Annotated in this window: 15 protein-coding genes; 7 read left to right on the top strand and 8 right to left on the bottom strand. The window is 48.5% G+C overall.

Going from position 1 to position 19,279, the window contains the following annotated elements:
* Positions 1-311: 311 nt before the first annotated feature.
* Both U9J37_RS00930 and U9J37_RS00925 read right to left on the bottom strand, forming a co-directional pair.
* The gene (locus U9J37_RS00930) at positions 312-1,343 is read right to left on the bottom strand and encodes a TRAP transporter substrate-binding protein (protein ID WP_005471485.1); all 1,032 of its coding nucleotides are present in this window, start codon (positions 1,341-1,343) and stop codon (positions 312-314) included.
* Positions 1,344-1,645: 302 nt separating this feature from the next.
* Positions 1,646-3,085 (bottom strand): NAD-dependent succinate-semialdehyde dehydrogenase, encoded by a 1,440-nt coding sequence (locus tag U9J37_RS00925; RefSeq protein WP_005471565.1) that lies wholly within the window; start codon positions 3,083-3,085, stop codon positions 1,646-1,648.
* A gap of 153 nt (positions 3,086-3,238) precedes the next feature.
* Between U9J37_RS00925 and U9J37_RS00920 the strand changes: the two genes are divergently transcribed.
* On the top strand, positions 3,239-4,171 hold the full coding sequence (locus tag U9J37_RS00920; protein ID WP_038215375.1) for a LysR family transcriptional regulator: 933 nt from the start codon (positions 3,239-3,241) through the stop codon (positions 4,169-4,171).
* Positions 4,172-4,246: 75 nt separating this feature from the next.
* Here U9J37_RS00920 and lhgO read toward each other — a convergent pair whose 3' ends face one another.
* Together lhgO and glaH are read right to left on the bottom strand one after the other, a co-directional pair.
* A complete protein-coding gene (lhgO, locus tag U9J37_RS00915; RefSeq protein ID WP_005471563.1) occupies positions 4,247-5,509 on the bottom strand; it encodes an L-2-hydroxyglutarate dehydrogenase in 1,263 nt (420 codons plus the stop codon).
* A gap of 107 nt (positions 5,510-5,616) precedes the next feature.
* Entirely contained in the window at positions 5,617-6,576 is a 960-nt protein-coding gene (gene glaH, locus U9J37_RS00910; protein WP_005471587.1) for a glutarate dioxygenase GlaH, read from the bottom strand.
* Positions 6,577-6,742: 166 nt separating this feature from the next.
* Here glaH and U9J37_RS00905 point away from each other — a divergent pair, with 166 nt between their 5' ends.
* Both U9J37_RS00905 and U9J37_RS00900 read left to right on the top strand, forming a co-directional pair.
* The gene (locus U9J37_RS00905; RefSeq protein ID WP_005471500.1) at positions 6,743-7,636 is read left to right on the top strand and encodes a LysR family transcriptional regulator; all 894 of its coding nucleotides are present in this window, start codon (positions 6,743-6,745) and stop codon (positions 7,634-7,636) included.
* A gap of 96 nt (positions 7,637-7,732) precedes the next feature.
* Positions 7,733-9,052 (top strand): omega-aminotransferase AptA, encoded by a 1,320-nt coding sequence (locus tag U9J37_RS00900; RefSeq protein ID WP_005471548.1) that lies wholly within the window; start codon positions 7,733-7,735, stop codon positions 9,050-9,052.
* 36 nt (positions 9,053-9,088) lie between these two features.
* Here U9J37_RS00900 and U9J37_RS00895 read toward each other — a convergent pair whose 3' ends face one another.
* The 3 genes from U9J37_RS00895 to U9J37_RS00885 form a co-directional block, all read right to left on the bottom strand.
* A complete protein-coding gene (locus tag U9J37_RS00895; RefSeq protein ID WP_005471488.1) occupies positions 9,089-9,424 on the bottom strand; it encodes an ATPase AAA in 336 nt (111 codons plus the stop codon).
* A 9-nt stretch (positions 9,425-9,433) separates the two neighbouring features.
* The gene (locus U9J37_RS00890) at positions 9,434-11,806 is read right to left on the bottom strand and encodes a S8 family serine peptidase (RefSeq protein WP_005471583.1); all 2,373 of its coding nucleotides are present in this window, start codon (positions 11,804-11,806) and stop codon (positions 9,434-9,436) included.
* 267 nt (positions 11,807-12,073) lie between these two features.
* Positions 12,074-13,762 carry a class I SAM-dependent methyltransferase gene (locus U9J37_RS00885; protein ID WP_005471569.1) on the bottom strand — a complete coding sequence of 563 codons (1,689 nt, stop codon included), beginning with the start codon at positions 13,760-13,762 and terminating at the stop codon, positions 12,074-12,076.
* Positions 13,763-13,927: 165 nt separating this feature from the next.
* Between U9J37_RS00885 and U9J37_RS00880 the strand changes: the two genes are divergently transcribed.
* A complete protein-coding gene (locus U9J37_RS00880; RefSeq protein WP_005471571.1) occupies positions 13,928-14,692 on the top strand; it encodes a 1-acylglycerol-3-phosphate O-acyltransferase in 765 nt (254 codons plus the stop codon).
* 79 nt (positions 14,693-14,771) lie between these two features.
* Here the strand turns inward: U9J37_RS00880 and U9J37_RS00875 are convergent, their stop codons facing one another.
* On the bottom strand, positions 14,772-15,632 hold the full coding sequence (locus U9J37_RS00875) for an MBL fold metallo-hydrolase (RefSeq protein ID WP_005471578.1): 861 nt from the start codon (positions 15,630-15,632) through the stop codon (positions 14,772-14,774).
* Between the two features lie 114 nt (positions 15,633-15,746).
* Here U9J37_RS00875 and U9J37_RS00870 point away from each other — a divergent pair, with 114 nt between their 5' ends.
* The 3 genes from U9J37_RS00870 (at position 15,747) to U9J37_RS00860 (ending at position 19,273) form a co-directional block, all read left to right on the top strand.
* Positions 15,747-16,637 (top strand): LysR family transcriptional regulator, encoded by an 891-nt coding sequence (locus tag U9J37_RS00870; protein ID WP_005471466.1) that lies wholly within the window; start codon positions 15,747-15,749, stop codon positions 16,635-16,637.
* A 155-nt stretch (positions 16,638-16,792) separates the two neighbouring features.
* Entirely contained in the window at positions 16,793-17,818 is a 1,026-nt protein-coding gene (locus U9J37_RS00865) for an alpha/beta hydrolase (protein ID WP_005471560.1), read from the top strand.
* A 168-nt stretch (positions 17,819-17,986) separates the two neighbouring features.
* Positions 17,987-19,273, top strand: coding sequence for a hemolysin family protein (locus U9J37_RS00860; protein ID WP_005471518.1), 1,287 nt, complete (start codon positions 17,987-17,989; stop codon positions 19,271-19,273).
* Positions 19,274-19,279: the final 6 nt, after the last annotated feature.

Below are 19,279 nucleotides of genomic sequence, written 5' to 3'. Positions count from 1 at the left end.
AAGATTTGAACAAAGCGAAGTGGGCAAATTATTAGGGTGTGTTAACCTTTAGCGGTTAAATTTTGTTCGAGATAAAAGCGTTTATTTGCTGAGAGAAGCGAACGACTAGTTGTTTTCCGCCTAGTTACACCAAGCAAAATACCTCTCAACAAAAAGTAAAACGCTTTTAGCCGAACCCTTCGGGCAGCATTTGTGGGCGCTTTCTACTGCGTTATCGGCTTATCAGGTAGAGTAACTACAGTTCAAAGCCTCTGCCTTGTATAAAACACCCACAAACAGCTGCAAAAGTCAGCTCAAAAGGTCAGCACACCCTAGTTATTTTGTACAATCTTAATTAGACGTTGGCTGTACTTGTCTGAATCGGCGTATTCGCTCCACAGTGAGCCTGCCGCTTCGTTCCATTTCGCCACATCTTCAGCACTTGGCTCTGGGCTCCACTTCATGCCTTTCACTTCCATATCTGCGATAGCTTGAGATTCCCACAGTCTCGACTTCGTCATCTGCTCACGAGCATGTACTGCGCTAGCCGCTCGAACGATCGCTTGTAGATCTTCAGGAAGTTTGTTCCACGCGCTTTTGTTCACCACGATTGGCAACGCTTGAGCGCCAGCAATCGGTAAGCGGTACATGTATTTCGCAACTTCGACGTGATTACCGTCTCGGTGGTCGATGAGGTTACTGCCAATTGAGCCATCAATAACCCCAGTGGCTAGGCTGGTGTAGATTTCACTCCAAGAAAGTGACGCAGGTGAAGCGCCTAGATTGCGAAGGAACTTACCGTATGCACCCGGCGCGCGGATCTTCAGCCCTTTAAACTCTTCAACGGAGTTAATCGGCTTTTTGGTTAATACGTAAACAGGCAACTGAATGTAAGGTTCTAGCCAAACAAGGTTTTGTTTGTCATAAGCCTCTTCTAAAACGTCACCCCAACCTTTTTCGTGGAATAGCGCGCTAAGTTCACCGACATCGTCCGTCATTCCCGGTAGACCGACTTCCACCACGCCGGCAGGAAACTCACCCGCATGCATTGGCTGAAAAGGCGCTCCCATGGTCATTAAGCCAGATTTCACCGAGCCAAGAACGCCAGTTTGTCCAACGCCTTCTCCGGCATACATAACTTGTACTGAGATTCGCCCGTTCGACATCGCTTCAATATTTTCCGCAAAGCTTTTATACACCTCACCATAAGCAGTACCACGTGAATAAAGGTTTACAAAACGCCAGTTATGCTCAGCGGCAAAGGCTTGCGACGCAGTAAAAAAGGTACTGGAAATGGCCAGTGCGTACCCTGCGACCATCTTGGTAATGCTTTTTGAGTGCAGCTTGCGTAAGGTTTTAAACATGAAGGTTCTCCTTGAATTATTCCTGTTTACTCTGACTGAGTCAGGCACAGTATTGACGTGACATTTCTCTTCCTCGTTGTCACCTTGTTAGAAATAATTACAATTCATTTACATTTATTAAATTCATATTTATCCACCTAAAGTTTTACCATCATCAAACCTTTTCATTTTTGGTGCTTAACTATGCACCTGTTACAAACTACAAAAACAAAAAAAGCAGCACCGAAGTGCTGCTAAAAGCATGAACCCCAGGGGGCCTGAACAAACTAACAATTATAGGGAAACTGTTTTAAACGAGCCGATTACAACCCGTGACAGAGGTATTTGATCTCTAAATAATCATCAATACCGTACTTAGAGCCTTCACGCCCGCAACCAGACTCTTTCACGCCACCAAACGGCGCAACTTCGGTTGAGATGATGCCTTCATTGATGCCGATAATGCCGTATTCCAGCGCCTCACTCACTCGCCACACACGGCTATGGTTTTGGGTATAAAAATAGGCAGCCAAACCAAATGGGGTGTCATTGGCTCGGCGGATCACATCTTCTTCATCATCGAAGCGGAATATCGTAGAGACCGGGCCAAACAACTCTTGGTGTGCAATATCCATCGCTTCGGTCACATTCGTTAAAATCGTCGGTTGGTAATAGTGCTCACCGACCGATGAGACCGCGCCGCCTAGCACTAACTGGGCACCTTGTTGCTGCGCCGTTGCCACCAGCTCGCCCACTTTGTCGATGGCTTTTTGATTAATCAGAGGCCCGATGTCCGTTCCCTCAGCGAGACCTTGGCCAACTTTCAGCTCACTCACGGCTTGGGTATAGCGCTGTACAAATTCATCGTAAATCGCATCATGGATGTACAAACGGTTGGTACAAACGCAGGTTTGACCGGCATTACGATACTTGGAAATCAACGCGCCCTGCACTGCTTTGTCTAGATCTGCGTCCTCAAAAACAATAAATGGCGCGTTACCACCTAGCTCAAGGGAGACCTTTTTCACCGTATCAGCCGCTTGACGCAAAATCAGTTTGCCAACGGGAGTGGACCCCGTAAATGACACCTTACGAACTAAAGGATGGCAGCACAGTACCTCGCCAACTTCGGCTGGGCGAGACGTAGTCACCAAGTTAATCACCCCTTTAGGAATGCCTGCTTGCTCGGCAAGAGAAGCCATCGCCAATGCACACAACGGCGTATCTTCGCCAGGTTTAACCACCACAGTACAGCCTGCCGCGAGCGCAGGGCCGACTTTGCGGGTGATCATCGCAACCGGAAAGTTCCACGGCGTAATGGCACTCACAACACCGACGGGTTGTTTTATGGTCATGTAGCGATTATTAGGGTTGGCAGCAGGAATCACATCGCCGTACATTCGCTTCGCTTCTTCAGCGAACCATTCGATAAACGACGCGCCATACATCACTTCTCCGTAGGCTTCCTTATAAGGTTTGCCTTGCTCACTGGTCAGCAACTTAGCGAGCCCATCCGCGTTTTCAACAATCAAGTCAAACCAACGTTTGAGTAATCCCGCGCGATGCTTCGCTGTGGTTTTACGCCACTCTTGGAATGCGGTATGTGCTGCGTTAACCGCGGCTTCCGACTCCACTTTTCCCATATCTGGCACAGTGGTAATGACATCTCCGGTTGCGGGATTGAGTACCTCGACTCGCTTACCATCGTTAGCATCGACCCATTCTCCGTTTATCCAACCTTGGGATAGAACCAAATCTCTCATCACTTAGATTCCTACTGTTATAAATATTATCAACGTCAAAGATTAATCAATCTAAATCGCGCATAATCACCAAAACACATAACAAAATAATAACAAACAGCCGAGGGATATAAATGCCCTTGGCTAAACATGAAGTTTTATGAGCCTAAAACTATGACTAAAAACCCTTCGCCTGTCGGTCAAATTGGTGACTACGAAATCAAACAACTCAAAATCTTTAAAGTTGTCGCAGATTGCGGTGGCTTTTCTGCGGCGGAAACCGAGCTGAATATCAGCCGCTCCACCATCAGTATCCACATTTCAAACTTGGAGTCTCGACTTAACCTCATCCTCTGCCGCCGCGGCCGTTCTGGCTTTGCGCTAACCGAAGAAGGTGTGGTTGTCTATGAAGCGACAGTCAAACTACTCGGCGAACTGGAGGATTTTCGAAACACGATCAATCACCTAGACATACAGCTGTCAGGCAGCCTGACAGTTCTGTTTAGTGACACCATCAGTTTAGATCAACGAGCCTGCATTCCTGAGGTGGTTGGTAAGTTTTCAAAATTGGCACAAGAGGTCTATCTCACCGCCGAAGTCGCTCGGATGACAGAAATTGAGCGCATGGTGATGCAAGAAGAGGCTGATATTGGCTTTATTCCTTTTCACCGTGAGTTGGATGGATTGGAATACGAACATATCTATACCGACATTTGCTACCTTTATGCGAGTAAAGAGAATCCGTTGGCGGCGCTGTCTGATGACGAACTGACTGATGAGATCATTGATGGCTTCCCTGTCGCCTATGCCGGAATGAAAACCCAAGAGCGCATTAACGGTCATCTTGCCAATATGAACCTCAAAGCCACTGCGTACAACTATGAGTCTCGCATGGCGCTGTTGCTCTCTTCGCGCTTTATTGGTTACTTGCCAGAACACTACGCCAAACCTTACGTTGACTCTGGTGAGCTGGTAACAATCGCACCAGAGCGTCGCTACTATCACCTTGAGATCATGGCCATTACCAAAAAGACCAATGCGCTAAACAAGGTGCGCTCACTGTTTATTAAGACCATGCGCGATTATTACCGCAAGCATAATAAATAGCGGTGCGCTGTGTGCGCCGAAAAGCAAAAAGCCTGAAGTGATATTCAGGCTTTTGACTCAATGGGTATTTAATGGTTATGCGACCTCTGAGATAGGCTCATTTGAATCTTGCTGAGGATTGCCTATCCCCTGTTTGGTGGCAATTTTGTCACAAATATAACCCCCGATAGGAATGGCGGAGGTGGCCGCAGGCGATGGCGCATTGCACACATGTAAGCTGCGCTCACTTTCCGCAAACAAAAAGTCATGCACTAAGGTGCCATCTTTTAGCACGGCTTGTGCGCGAATACCCGCTGGGTAGGGCTGCAGGTCCTCGACGGTTATCTGCGGGCAATATTTATTAACCAGCTTTAAATAGCCCGGTTTCCACCACGAGTTTTTTGTTTCAATTAAGCCTGTTTTAAGGTGTTTGGCGCTCACTTTCCAAAATCCGCTGAAACTCACCATGTCGAGCACATCACGCACGTTGAAATTGATTTTGCCGTAACCTTCGCGCTTCCAGCCTTGAACCGCGTTGGGGCCAACCGTCACAGAACCATCGATCATCCGTGTTAAGTGAACACCCAAAAACGGCAAATCAGGATCAGGGATCGGGTAGATCAGGTGATTAACAATATTGTTGTATTTCTCAGGCAAGCGGTAGTACTCGCCGCGATAAGGCACAATTTGGAAGTCGGTTTCGAGGCCCAGCATACGGGTTAATCTGTCGGCCATCAGCCCAGAGCAAACAACCAAGAACTGGCCATGAAAATCGACGCTGTGCTGCTGGTACTCACCTTGAACCGTGATCTGCTTGGGCGTTTCCATCAATCCCGTCACTTGAGTGTTGAGCTGCACTTCGCCACCCGCGGCAACGAACTCCTGTGCCATTTTTTCCGTCACTTGGCGATAGTTGACAATACTGGTGGTCGATACTGCAATCGCACCTAAGCCCACGATGTTCGGTTCGCGCCTTTTCAGCTCAGCTTGATCGATCAGTTCTACGTCTAAGCCATTTTGATGGCAACGTTCGTACAGCGCTTGCATCCGCTCGACTTCTTGCTCTGAGGTAGCCACCAGTAACTTGCCACAGTTCTCCACTGGAATATCGTGTTTGGCGCAGAACTCCGTTGTCGCTGCCACGCCTGCTTTACAAAACTCTGCCTTTAAACTGCCCGGAGCATAGTAAACGCCCGCATGAATCACGCCGCTATTGTGACCAGTTTGATGGTGCGAAAAGCCCGATTCTTTTTCGATCAGCAATATCGTTTTCTCTGGATAGCGACTTTGCAACTGCCACGCTGTCGAGACACCCACAATGCCACCACCAATTACGATGTAGTCATACATTTTTTCCACGCTTACCTACTCCTTCACTGCCGTTGTTATTGTTGTTTATAGCGAAACGGCTTCACCACTCCCCAGCAAAGCCGTTTGACTATACGCCCCATTTCTGAGGCTAGCCGCTAACGCGTAAAGTGACCGCGTTGGCGCAACAGTTCACGCTTCAACCCTTCGTGTGCGACGAACTTATCGCGACCGTGCAGCCAACAGTGGTTTTGTACCACCAGCATGCTGCCAACGTTGACGCGAACATTGAAACAGTTGCTGTCACTCTCTAGTGACTCGCTCATCTGATGCAAATACAAACCTTGCTGCATGTTCTGTGGTTGAGCAAACTGGTCAATGAACAACATGTGCGGTTTACCGTTTTTGTCCTCTTCAAAGAACACTGGATGCTCGATGGTGTAGCCAACGTTTTTACTCGGTGGCGCACCCCAAACAATGTTTTGCTTCGCCATTGGGTGATGATAAAAATGCTCAAGGTCTTGCCAATCATCCACATGAAGCAGCAGCGAGTCTCCCATCTGCATGTTCTTCTCATCCATTTTCATCATCAGGACAAAATCGGTACGCTCATTCACGTAAGTGCCATCATTGTGCAGCTCCATACGACGATGCGCTTGTCGCAAGTAACTATCACTGTTGTCGTCATTTTTTACTGTGAAGCGCGCGTAATATTTGCCATACATGGCATCGAAGTTAGGGATACCGATCAGGTGAGAGATGGCAGTGGATAAGATGACAAAGAAGTCGCGCTGCTCATCGCTGTCGTCAAATGCCGCTTTCGCCTCTTCAGACGGCTCGAGTAAAAACGCGCCGGTTTCACGATCTTCCATCGTTTCAACTAAGAACTTACCAAGTTGATAATCACACGCTTTATCCAATGCATCAGCCACTGCAAAGCGAAGGAATGGCTTGTATTCCAACGATTGCAAATTGTAGTTTTGGATTAAATCGCCAAAGGCATCCAAGGTTTCTTTGGCTAACGTCACCACTTGTAAACGTGGGCTTTCTGGGTGCAAAGAGATGGTAAACCCGCTACGTTCTTCGACGTTTTGATTAAAAACCTTCGCAATGTTCATTGTTTCACTTCCTTATTTGGCTGAGCAGCAAATCTGCCGTTGTCGTCATTGGTTGTTTTGGCTAAGCGTCGACACTTGAGTTAACAAAACTATAACGATTGCGAGATCATATTAACAATATATGGTATGTATAGTTTTCATATACAAAATAGATAGTGAGTTACTAATGGATCTCAAACGCTTGCACTATTTCAATCAACTGGCCAAGACCGGTAACTTCACCAAGGCGGCGGATCAGCTAGGGATTGCCCAGTCCGCTTTAAGTACTAGTATCAAAAAACTTGAGCAGCAGCTCGGTCTAAAACTGGTGAACCGCACCGAACGACAAATGAGCCTGACCGCAGAAGGCCAAGTACTACTGCGCCACGCCAAAATCATTTTGGAAGATGTAGAACAAGCAGAAAAAGAACTCCAAGAGCTCAAAGGTCTGACAAGCGGAGTGATCAAGTTTGGTGCCCCAGCGATGCTCGCCTCTTACTTTCTGCCCGATGCGTTAGAGCAGTTCAAAAAAGCCTACCCTGGTATTCAAATCAACATTCACGAGGCAGGGACCGCAACATTGGCACAAATGCTGGTTAACGGTGAGCTTGACTTAGCCCTTATTCGTGGCGATCGCGAGCACGAACAAATCCGCCAAAGTTTGCTCGCTCAAGATCAAATCGCCGCTTGTGTACCTATCTCTCACCCTTTCGCAAAGCGCAGCGCCATCACCCTTGATGAGTTTTGCCAACAACCTTTAGTGCTGTTTAAAAACGGCTACTTTTTGCGTGAAACGGTGAACAGCTACTGCCAGCAAAACAAACTCACCCCACAAGTGCATTTTGAGACCAACCTCCCTGAACTGCTCAAATCCATGGTTAGGCGACAAGTCGGAATTGGCACCTGCCTGCCCATTTTGGTCGCCGATGATCCCGAGCTAAAAGCGATCCCATTTGACCCGCCGATCCCTTTGCAACTGGGCATTGGTTGGAAGTCGAGCCACTATCTATCGACCGCCGCAAAAGCCTTTGTCGATTTTCTCCAAGGCACGCTAAAGCAAAGCGACACAGAGAAAGTTTGATGCCTCTAAACCTTTATATTTATCGCGCGTGATTTTACCGCCCCACTGGCATCGATAACATCTCTGCAACATTAACAACCGCAGAGCTTGTCGAACATGGAAAGAAAAGTCAGTTACGATGCCTTCTGGATGCCATTTACCGCGAACCGCGATTTCAAACAGAACCCTCGTATCATTAATCGTGCTGAAGGCATGTATTGCTACTCAGACCAAAATACCCAACTGCTTGACGCTACCGCCGGCCTTTGGTGTGTCAACGCTGGTCATGGACGCAAAGAAATTGGCGAGGCGATGGCAAAACAAGTGGCCGAGTTGGATTACAGCTCGCCGTTTAACTTTGGTCACGACATTGGGTTTGAGTTCGCCGAGCGATTGGTTAAATACACACCGCCGGGGCTAAACAAAGTCTTCTTTACTAACTCTGGTTCTGAAGCCGTCGAAAGCGCACTAAAAATCGCACTGGCTTACCAACAAGCCAAAGGCAACACTGGAAAGTTCAAATTGATTGGTCGCGAGCTTGGCTACCATGGCGTGAACTTTGGCGGCATTTCTGTGGGAGGTTTAACACCAAACCGCAAAGGCTTTGGCCCACTGCTGCCAACCGACCATCTGGATCATACGCTCGATATTGAACGTAACGCCTTTAGCCGCGGCCTGCCTGAACATGGGGTAGAAAAAGCCGAGCAACTAGAAAAACTCATTCAGTTCCATGGCGCAGACTCCATCGCAGCCGTGATTGTTGAACCTATCTCAGGAGCGGGCGGTGTTATCCTCCCGCCAAAGGGATACCTACGCCGTTTGCGCGAAATCTGTACTCAACACGATATTGTTTTGATTTTCGATGAAGTGATTACCGGATGGGGACGCCTTGGCTCTGCATTTGCGGCCGAAGAGTTTGATGTGATTCCTGATTTGATCACCTCAGCGAAAGGCATCAGCAGTGGCGTTGTGCCACTCGGCGCGGTGTTCGCTCAAGACGAGATCTATCAAACGGTCGTCAACAGTGCCCCAGAAGGCAGCGTTGAGTTCTTCCATGGTTACACCTATTCCGGTCACCCAGTGGCTTGTGCGGCGGGTTTGGCGACGCTCGATATCTACGAACAGGAAGGGCTACTTAATAGAGCCAGTGGTGAAATCGGCCAATACTTTGAGCAGGGTCTGCACTCACTTAAAGGGGTCGGCTCTATCGTCGACATTCGTAATTATGGCTTGATTGGCGCAGTACAGTTTGCCCAGCCAGCTCATGGTAAGCCGATTGGTTTCGATATTTTGAAGCGTTGTTATAACAAGGGCGTTATGGTGCGCAGCATGGGCAATACCATCGCCTTGTCGCCGCCGCTTATCATCGAAAAACAGCACATCGATGTTATCGTCGACACCCTTGGTCAAGTCGCCAAAGAACTGCCAAGCGAATAGCAAGCTACAAAAAACGCCCCAAACGGGGCGTTTTGCTTATTGAGAGTACAAACTGCGAATGGGCTCGGGCTCAATGTAATCAATGAACTCACTACTGATGAGTTGATCGAGCTTATCTTTGCTCCCCTTCACCACAAACACCTCTTGCTTGCTCAGAGTTTCCACAATCTCCAGTTGATGTTGCTGAAGAAGCGCACGCGCTTGCCCTTCTTTTTCTGGATAATACTTCACAAAGAAACGAGGCATTTGCTGCTCAGCCTCTGCGACGCGGTCATCCACCGGAGGAAACGCCGAGTTGCCCGCGACAACCAATGTCGTTACACCACCAGCAAGCACCATAAACAGCGCACTTGCCACGATTTGCTTCTTCATATTGACTCCTTACTGAAAGGATAGTGTCCAACTGTTGATCGTACCGGTATCTTGGCGAGCACTGTCGACCGCTTTAAGCTCCCACTTACCTTTGGACTCAAAACCAGTGAAGTCCACTTGGTAGCTGGTGTTAATATCGTTTGCCGAACCACCCGTATTTTCGTGCAGCACCACTTGACCGCCAGTTGGCGACGTCAGTGTCACTTTAAGATCACCAATGTAGCTGTGGCTAATATCAACATCAATCGAAACCGTGCCTGAATCGCCCGAGCGCAGAACATCAATATCGCTAACAACACCTAACGCACTGTTATCTGGAATGCTCACCGCGTTAGTATTGCTGTAGCTTGATGGCGCTTCACCACCAGAATTGCCACCGCCCGTACTGCCATTGTGAGTTGCCGTCAACGTCGCGCCAGAATAGGCAGAGTAACCATCAATCAGAACTTGATAAGTGCCTGCTGACGTCACATTCAGCGTACAGCTCTCGTTGTTACCACTTTCCCATGAACGACAGTCGTAAGTGCGCGTTGTTGGCGTGCCTTCAAAGCGTACGTACATGTCTGCATCACCACTGCCGCCTGCTAGCGTAAAGCTGGCTTGCGTGGCATCGGCTGGAACGTCAAAGGTAAATAAGATGCCTGATTTAGATGCGCCTGATAGCGGACCTTTGGCAACACCGTTTTCCAAAACATTGTCCGTTTGACCACCATCTGGACCATTACAGCCCGCGTCTAAATAGGTCTTGGCGGCATCAGCATTCACTAGACCATAACCAGTGCGGTTATCACGACCTGCGACATCAATATCCGTCGCACTCGCGGTTAGCGCTTTACGTACTTGCTGCGCCGTACAGGTTGGGTGGTAGCTCCATACCAAGCCAGCAACACCCGCCACGTGCGGCGTTGCCATTGATGTACCGTTGTAGTACTCGTAATCTTCCCCTGTCGTCGTCGATACCGTCACCTCTTGACCTACTTGGCCAGCAAGCTCAAGACCAAACGCTCGGTCAACCGTAACCGACACCAAGCGGTAGCGATCGTAATCATCTAGTACAAATGGGTTCTGTAGACCTGGCAAGTCAGCGTTACTGTAAACAATCGCCGCTTTCGCCCCCGCGTTGTAACACGCTTTGACAGGATCGATTTCCGGGCGCACGCCGCTACGTTGGTTTTCGATACGTTCAGTCAAACAGACTTTGTCGCTCATATCACCACAGTTGTAACTGCCCGATGAGATATCACAACTTGCCAGCGCGCCAGTCACGCTGCCAGCAACAGGATCCGACACGTAGCTGCCCGATGTTTTGCTCTTACGGTTATGTGGCACCACACCGCGATCAAAGTTGCTCACACCGCCGATGGTAATGTCAGAAAGTACACCCTCGCCTACCGTAACTGTCGACAGTACCGCAACACCCGGAGCTGCGATGTCGACTTGGTCAGTCGCTTGAGAGAACGCCGCGTGATCGTTATTAGTATCGACCGCTGCAACTGACATCACCGCATCGTAAGACGCAGGATAGCTGTGTGCGGTATTACCAGAGTTACCCGCCGCCGCGATTAGCAACACACCTTGGTCATACAGATCTTGCAACGCGTTTTGTTCCGTGCGGCTCGACTGACTGCCCCCTAGGCTCATGTTGACCACATCGGCATTGTTGTCTGCACAGGTTTGAATCGCTTTAACAAGGCTTGACGAGTAGCCCCAACCCGATTCGTTGAACACTTTTACAATGTGCAGATTAACGTTTTGATTTGGCATCACGCCTTTCACACCTTCCGTGTTAGCGATAGCCGCGATGGTGCCCGCAACGTGAGTGCCGTGCGCATTGTTGTTACCTGGAGAACTCCAAGAGCCCGTGCCGCTGTCGTTAGTTCCAGTCACACGGTTACCGCTCAAATCGTTGTGGCTAAGATCGTAGCCCGAGTCGATAATACACACAGTGCGATTCCCCGCATTGGCGTCACTAAGAAGCTGCGCGTTCACCGCGTTAAAACCCCATGGCGTTGTCTCGCTCAGTAGGTAGCGCGGCGGATCCACCTCGACATACTCAACTTGTGCATTACCACGTAAGGTAGACACTTCACTGTCGTCCATCTCGACACTGTAAATTGTGTCTGAGCCTAGCCTTTCGACCTGACGTGCTTGCACCGCTTGCAGTACATTTTCACGCACCTCTGTTGGAGCCATTAAAGCCTCACCAGAGCGTGAAAATGGCACTGGCGCATCTTCCTTGAATTTAACGATGTATTTGGTTGGCAAGTCTGCCTCATTGAACCCCATCAGTGGTGCTGCGTTGACTGCTGATGTACTGGCCAAAGCCACTGCGATTGTTGAAAGGGCAAATAAGCCCTTGGTTTTATTATTAATGTTGTGCATCTGCTCGTTTCCTTATTGAGCTATTTTTATTCACTTTTTTGCTATGTCTAGTCATTAAAGCTGACTATGCATAAGCGCTTTAGCTATAAGGTAGATTGATAAAATTACCAAAAATTTATAGAGCAAATGCACTATATCCAGACTGAATATCACCAAATAAATAAAAAGAGTGAACACTCAATAGAAAAATAAGGCTTTAAAAAGCAATTACTTAGTAACGCTAAAAGTGGGTAAATATGAACAAAGTGGGCTCAGGAGAGACGTTTATTACCACTCATTGACGAGTAAGCGGCTTTTCACGCCGCGGATTTGAAGTCCCATCGCATCAAAGACTTCCTCGAAGTCGCGACACTGAGGTGGAATATTGGGTAGAGACAAGGAGGCCTCTGAGAAAAATCGCGTTTTCTCGTTCGGAGAATCCCAAGCCGTTTGCCACCAGCTGACAATACGATGCTTAGAGTCCGACAAACGTTTCTTGGCAGGCAGTCGATCTTTTTTATCTAGGTTTTCTTTTGCTGTGGTTGGAACAAGGTTCCATCTGTCATTATTTGGCCAATGGGCGAACGGCAAGCAATGATCAACGTGATACCCTTTTGCCAGACTCGAACCACTCCATACACTGCGAACATCGATATCGGCAACTCGCAGCTCATCAACCCTGCTTCTGACATCTTTAGTATCGTGGACTTTATCCAGCCATACCAAGCAGTCATGGTAGGTTTGCAGCGTGATGTTTCGCTCTTGATTGCGACTAAATCGCTGCATCTCCATGATCCATTGATTGACTACCAGAGGTTCAATCCACGCGTGGTAAAGTCGGAAACAGTCCCAAAGACTCTCATCTAGGGTAAGTACGCCATAGCTTTGCAAAAACTGACTATCAATTAGGCAAGAATCGGATTTCTTGGGCGTTTTTCGATGGATGTGGAAGTAAGGATTGGAAATATCGCCGCGGTAGGTGAATTTAACAGGCCCACTCTTTAATGTGTTGATGGTGTCACGAATTGCTTTATCTAATGCTTTAGCCTCGTCATCGATAAAAAGCGCCCCAATCGCCAAATCATCCGCCGACAAGTGTGCGAGTTTCCCCCAACCATCAGGCTTCACAAAACCCAAACCTTTCGACACATCGGAGCTTTGCTGAAGGTTTTCTTTATCGATCAGGCGTTTAAACTGGCGAATCCAATACAAGGCCACTAACCCCAACGGAATGGCTACTTTCCCTTCAGAGCGGTCAACCACCGCACCAGAATGCGCATCTGCAATCCGTAAAATTGTCCTTAACAGTGCTAACTTATACGTCGCCGATTTGCTGTCATTGACGATAATGTGGCGCACTTTGTTCAAATCACCAGAACCATCATCAGGCAGTGTTAAAACAACCGTCTGCCACCAGACATCTTGGCGGCGCATTTGGTCATCACTGTCTGAAATCTCTCGCACGAGTAAGGCGCTGTTTTTCGCGAGCCTTTCTAACTCCTCAACAGAAACAGGAAAGCTTTTACGCGTATCATCAAACTCACCATGACGAAGTGAAACCACCAACTTACCATTTGGTGCCAGCAAATTAGACAGTTTTCGAAACGCGCGCTCTCTGTGGCTGGGGGCCAAGTGCATCCAAACGGCACTGACCAAAATCAGATCAAAACGCATCCCGAGGTTTTGTGTCGCCGTCAACTCTGGCAAGGCGTCATCCAACCATGTCACAGAGTGCCCCGTAAACTGATTGCCCAACTCTCTCAATGAATGGCAAGGCTCAATCGCAATGACCTCACAACCTTGCTCTGCCATCCACTTCGCATCTCTTCCGCTTCCAGCGCCAACATCAAGCACCTTGTCGCCTGTCAATGGCCAGAAAGACTGCCAACTTTGATGCACGCGTTCAAACGCCACCGATTGGTATTGCTCCATCAGTTGGTTGGCATTTTGTTCGTAAAAAGAGAGAGTTGAAGACATAAATCAACATTGGTGATTAAACTCGTTGCATCATAAATCGCTTCAAAAGTGATTACCACCGACAGCTCTCAGAAAAATTGTTGCAATTTCGTTAAATAGAATTAAAACTCTAATCTTATTCCAACCCATGCGTTCTACTCGCCTAGAGCCCAGAAGGAGTTAGCTGTGCTTGCTGTTCTACGTTTAATCTTGGCTGCGGTTTTTGTGGTGTTTACCACCCTATTCGCCCTGATCTATTGTTTGTTTAGTCCAAGGAACCCAAAACACGTCTATTTCTTTTGCCGCTGGTTCAATCAACTGCACAAGTTCGTGGGCTTAACGCTCATCCAAAGAGGATTAGAGAACGCGCCAACGCCAAAAAACAGCGTTTATATTTCCAACCACCAAAGCGTGTTTGATTTTGTTACGGATCCCGGAATGCTAAGACCTCGGGCGGTCTCTCTGGGTAAGCGCGATCTGCTGTTGATTCCTTTTTTTGGACAGCTTTATTGGATTACCGGCAATATTTTGATCAACCGAGAAGACAAATCCAAAGCGCGGGACACCATCAAGCAAGTCGCCGAGGCAATTCACCAACGTGACTTATCGGTGTGGGTCTATCCGGAAGGGACGCGCAGTAAAGGGCGAGGTTTGCTTCCGTTTAAAACGGGGGCGTTTCGTATGGCCATCGAAGCTGGCGTGCCAATTACCCCTATGTGCACCAGCACCACGCATAACAAGATCCAGCTTAATCGCGCTAACAACGGCATTGTCATCACCGAAATGTTAGCGCCCATTGATATCTCAAACTATGAGCTACAAGATGCTCGTGCACTCGCCGACCACTGCCATCAACTTATGGCTGAAAAGATCGCGCAACTGGATGCAGAAGTCGCGCAATTAGAGGCTCAGGCGGCTACTCATAAAGAGAGCCCAAACCGCTTCGTTTGAGGGAGCCTAAGGTTAGCTCACACGTAACAAATGAATGTTCAGTCAGTGGACTCGCCGCTGACTGAACATAGAGTACCCGTTACCAACTCGCTTCTTTCATGTGAACTTTAGCGCCAAGCTCTAGGCTAAAATCGGAACCGAACTGAGGGTAATGCTTTACCATCGCGTCGATCACCTCTGCGCTATTGTCACTGCGCTTCTTCGCCGCTTCAAAACGTTCAATCCACGTATGAGTAAACGAAATCGTGCTTGCATCAAGCTTGCCGTCTTCCATCATATGACCCGGAACCACCAGCTTAGGTTTAAGGGCTTGCATCTCTTCAAGCTGAATTAGCCAAGCATCCACTTCTTGCTGAGATTGGGTGTCTGCCATCCATACGTGCATGCCTTGCACAATGCCCACGTTACCTAAGATGGCTTTCTCGCTCGGTACCCATAAATAAGGGCGGTGAGCAAGCACACCTTCGGCATCGCGAATCTCGATAATTTTGTTGTCTACCGTAATCTGACGGGCATTAATCGCAGTTGGTAGCTTAGGATTCTCTGGCGCATTTAACCCCATTTTTGGCCCCCAGAAGCTCACTTTGGTTTCGAGCTTTTTGGCAATCGCCTCTCGAACCGCCGGAGTGGTGATCACGTTCGCTTCAGGGAATATCTCAAGCAGCTGAGACGCGCCAAAATAGTAGTCAGGATCCGCTTGGCTGATGAATATTGTTTTCAATGGTTTGCCCGCATCCATCACTTTGGCCGCAATACGCAATGCATCGGCGCGAGTAAAGCCAGTATCAATCAGCAGCGTTTCCGTCTCACCGATAACGAGCGTCGATGTCACGTTAAAGCTGTTCTCGTCGGCGTTGTAGACGTCAAACGTGAGATCGCCTTTCGCCATGGCCGCCTGAGAGGTCGCAAGAAGTAGTGCTAGAGTGGTGATGTTTTTCATAGTCTGTGTCCTAATTCGAAGGTTTTCTGTTCAGTCGCCGTCATAGTAGCGACTGGTTTTATTTCGAAATAGAGCCTATTCTTTGCATCATTATTTCTTAATTCGAGCAAGTAAATGGATAAACTGACCGCCGCTAAAGTGATGCTAGACGTCGCTCAAACAGAAAGTTTTACTGCCACAGCCGAAAGACTAGAGATGTCTCGGCCTATGGTGACTCGCTACGTGGAAGCAGCTGAGAACTGGTTGGGAGCCCGCTTGCTACAGCGCACTACAAGAAAAGTCTCTTTAACCAGCGCAGGAGAGCAGTTGCTACCGAACTTGCAGCACTGGGTTGAGCAAGCGCAGCAAATGGAAGAGAGCTTAATGCCCACGCAAGCCATCACAGGTTACGTGCGCTTGTCGGTGAGTATGTCTTTTGGGTTTTCCCAATTGATGCCTGCACTGCAAGCATTTCGCCAACGCTACCCCGGAATCAAGCTAGACATTGACGCCCAAGATCGCGCGGTAGATATGGTGGCAGAGCGCATTGATTTGGCCATTCGCACCACCAATGAGCCTAACCCTGCTTTGATTGGTCGTCCGTTTTCAGTGTGCTATTCAAAGCTGGTGGCCGCGCCTGAGTATTTGGCCTGCCATGATCCAATTACTCACCCTCAAGACTTAACGCGTCACGCTTGTTTGGGCTATAAGAATTTTGGTCGTCAGATCTGGCAGCTCACACAAGGAGAACAGCAGCACGATGTCGAGGTAAGCTGTGACGTGACCGCCAATGAAGCAACGGTGTTACTGCATGGCTCTTTGGCGGGCTTGGGCATCTCGATGCAGCCTGACTACTTGGCTCAAGAGTGGATTGACCAAGGTAAACTGGTTTGGGTATTGCCTGAATGGCAGTTGATGACGTTGCAAATGTACTTACTTTATCCGTCACGCAAACATCTCTCACCGCCGGTACGAGCGCTGATCGACTTTATCATCGACCACTTTAAAACACGCCCCTCACGCTAATCGAATTCGAGCGCTTCTCTGGGTCTCACAGAATCAATATGACAAACAACGCAATTACCTAAAGATATTGTCTGGTTTCCAATATTTGTGACAGCAGGATTACCACGACACCTTCCACAATTAAGCTGTGAAAAACCAACAATAAAGGTGTGGCTATGAGTGATATGAGCAGCAATTTTGTTATCTGCGTTCGCAACGTAAAAGGCAAAGGGGAGCAGGCAAAGTTTGGTAATGAGCCGGGGACAACCCGTTATTTAGAAGTACCTGATGGGCAGTCCCCTCACCCTCAACAGCACAGGCTGACACGAACCGAGTGGCTAGAACGCTTGTTAGTGAGGGCCCGCACAGGCAAGCACGACACCATTGAGAAATCGCCCGTTTCAGGCTACACCATTGGCGATATTCTTATCTTTGTTCACGGGTACAACAATTCGATTACCGCCATTATGCATCGCCATGACTTGCTGCAAAAAAGGTTGCGAGAGGTTGGATATAAAGGCGCCATCGTGAGCTTCGATTGGCCAAGTGCGCAATGCACCCTTAACTACGCTGAAGATCGCTGTGACGCCAAGCAGACCGCACTAAAGTTAGTCAAAGACGGAATTGTAGTGTTAGCGAAAAACCAACTGGAGCAAGACAGAAACCACTGCGATATTGATGTCCACCTGCTTGGTCATTCCACTGGCGCCTACGTCATTCGTGAGGCCTTTTATGAAGCCAAGTTCGATCGCTATTTGCAACGCATTAAATGGAACGTCAGCCAAATCGCTTTGATTGGTGGCGATATCGCACGTAAATCCACGCACCGAAAAGATGGCAAGTCTCAAGCCCTCTTTGAACACGCCATTCGTATCACTAACTACCAAAATCCGCACGACAACGCACTGAAAATTTCGAACATTAAACGGCTCGGTGCCGCCCCGAGAGTCGGCCGCGTGGGTCTTGATGACAGCGCGCCCGACAACTTGGTCAATGTCCGAGTGGATCGTCACTGGAAGCAACTCGACGAAGATAAAAGCGCCGTTCACCCTGATGCCAATTGGACACATTCTTGGCATTTTGACGACAAACAGTTTGCTCGCGATCTGCTGTTTACTCTGCAAGGGGATGTTGACCGAGCCAGTATCGAGACTCGTGAAAAGATCGATGGTGAGTTGCACCTCAAAGTGAGCGAGCAATAAATTAAGTTCGACCTGCCGACCACAAGGCAGGTCGAAACTTGGCTCAAACTTTCAATCAGAATATCCTATCGTCACCGTAAAAATATTTAGCGTTATCGTGGACTTATTGCCTATCTTTTATAGGTTGCTCTCGTTATCCTGACGACGTGTTTATTACTGGAACAATCAATGGATATTTTCATACTGGTGGGGCTTATCACCCTTAACGGCATTTTTGCCATGTCAGAACTGGCGCTCGTCGCAGCAAAATCGAGCCGCTTGAAAAAGCTCGCTGAAACGCAACCCTCCGCACAACTCGCATTAGAGCTAAAGAACAACCCAACCCGATTCCTCTCTACAATTCAAATCGGTATTACCGCGATCGGTATTTTGAGCGGTATTTTCGGTGAGGCGACCTTATCTGCCCCGTTTGCAATTTGGTTGACATCACAAGGGCTTGAAGCCGAACTCGCTGCTATTGTTGCGACCGCGAGTGTGGTTATTTTGATCACCTACTTCGCCATTGTGGTCGGTGAGTTGGTACCGAAACGCTTCGCACAAAGGAACGCCGAATACATCGCGGTGATCGTGGCTTACCCTATCCACTGGCTGGCGATTTTGACCACTCCGTTTGTGGTACTGCTAAGCCGCTCGACCGACGCTCTGTTAACGCTGCTACGTCAAAACGGAGATGACAGCGATCAAGTCACTGAAGAAGACATAGTCGCCTTGGTGACAGAAGGGTCAGAGTCTGGAGCGATTGAACCGCAAGAGCAACAAATGATCAGCAATCTGCTCCACCTAAATGACCGCTTAGCGACGTCACTAATGACGCCGCGCTGCGATATTGAATATCTGGATGTCAGCCAGCCGATTGAACAGGTTCTCAAACAGATGCGTCAGACTCAGCATTCCGTTTGGCCTTTGGTCCACGGCAGTTTAGATAACATCATAGGAACGATTTCATCCAAGGTGCTGCTCGATCAATATGACGAGCTCTCCATCACCATCTTAGTAAAACAAGCTCGCCGACCGCGTTATGTACCAGAGTCAATCAAAGGCTTACCACTGCTGAACGACATGCAAAAAAGCAACAGCGAGATGGCATTTATCGTCGATGAATACGGCGACGTTCAAGGCTTAGTCACCCACTACGATTTGCTCGAATCGATTGCTGGCGAACTGGGCATGACTCCGCTTCACTCGTGGGCGAAACAGCAACATGATGGCAGTTGGTGGATGGATGCCTTGATTCCACTCAATGAGCTTAAGCATCGCTTAGAAATTAGTGTCATTGAGGGTGAAGAGACAGAAGGCTTCCAAACACTGAACGGATTGTTGACTTGGATGATCGGTCGAGTACCAGACGTTGGCGAGTGCATTCGCTATCAAGAATGGCAGTTTGAGATCATCAAGGTCGATAACAACCGGATTCTTCAGGTCAAGGCGACGCGAGCCGATACCCTCCCAGAGTAACGCCTT

Origin of the sequence: Vibrio sp. 16 (assembly GCF_963681195.1) — a bacterium.
GTDB lineage: Bacteria > Pseudomonadota > Gammaproteobacteria > Enterobacterales > Vibrionaceae > Vibrio > Vibrio sinaloensis_D.
The sequence above is the reverse complement of the archived record's forward strand: the minus strand, read 5'-3'. Positions and strand labels throughout refer to the sequence as shown.

Coding starts and splice junctions, on each gene's coding strand:
- U9J37_RS00930 (WP_005471485.1), bottom strand. CDS start 1,343: ATGTTTAAAACCTTACGCAAGCTGCACTCAAAAAGCATTACCAAGATG.
- U9J37_RS00925 (WP_005471565.1), bottom strand. CDS start 3,085: ATGAGAGATTTGGTTCTATCCCAAGGTTGGATAAACGGAGAATGGGTC.
- U9J37_RS00920 (WP_038215375.1), top strand. CDS start 3,239: ATGACTAAAAACCCTTCGCCTGTCGGTCAAATTGGTGACTACGAAATC.
- glaH (WP_005471587.1), bottom strand. CDS start 6,576: ATGAACATTGCGAAGGTTTTTAATCAAAACGTCGAAGAACGTAGCGGG.
- U9J37_RS00905 (WP_005471500.1), top strand. CDS start 6,743: ATGGATCTCAAACGCTTGCACTATTTCAATCAACTGGCCAAGACCGGT.
- U9J37_RS00900 (WP_005471548.1), top strand. CDS start 7,733: ATGGAAAGAAAAGTCAGTTACGATGCCTTCTGGATGCCATTTACCGCG.
- U9J37_RS00895 (WP_005471488.1), bottom strand. CDS start 9,424: ATGAAGAAGCAAATCGTGGCAAGTGCGCTGTTTATGGTGCTTGCTGGT.
- U9J37_RS00890 (WP_005471583.1), bottom strand. CDS start 11,806: ATGCACAACATTAATAATAAAACCAAGGGCTTATTTGCCCTTTCAACA.
- U9J37_RS00885 (WP_005471569.1), bottom strand. CDS start 13,762: ATGTCTTCAACTCTCTCTTTTTACGAACAAAATGCCAACCAACTGATG.
- U9J37_RS00875 (WP_005471578.1), bottom strand. CDS start 15,632: ATGAAAAACATCACCACTCTAGCACTACTTCTTGCGACCTCTCAGGCG.
- U9J37_RS00870 (WP_005471466.1), top strand. CDS start 15,747: ATGGATAAACTGACCGCCGCTAAAGTGATGCTAGACGTCGCTCAAACA.
- U9J37_RS00865 (WP_005471560.1), top strand. CDS start 16,793: ATGAGTGATATGAGCAGCAATTTTGTTATCTGCGTTCGCAACGTAAAA.
- U9J37_RS00860 (WP_005471518.1), top strand. CDS start 17,987: ATGGATATTTTCATACTGGTGGGGCTTATCACCCTTAACGGCATTTTT.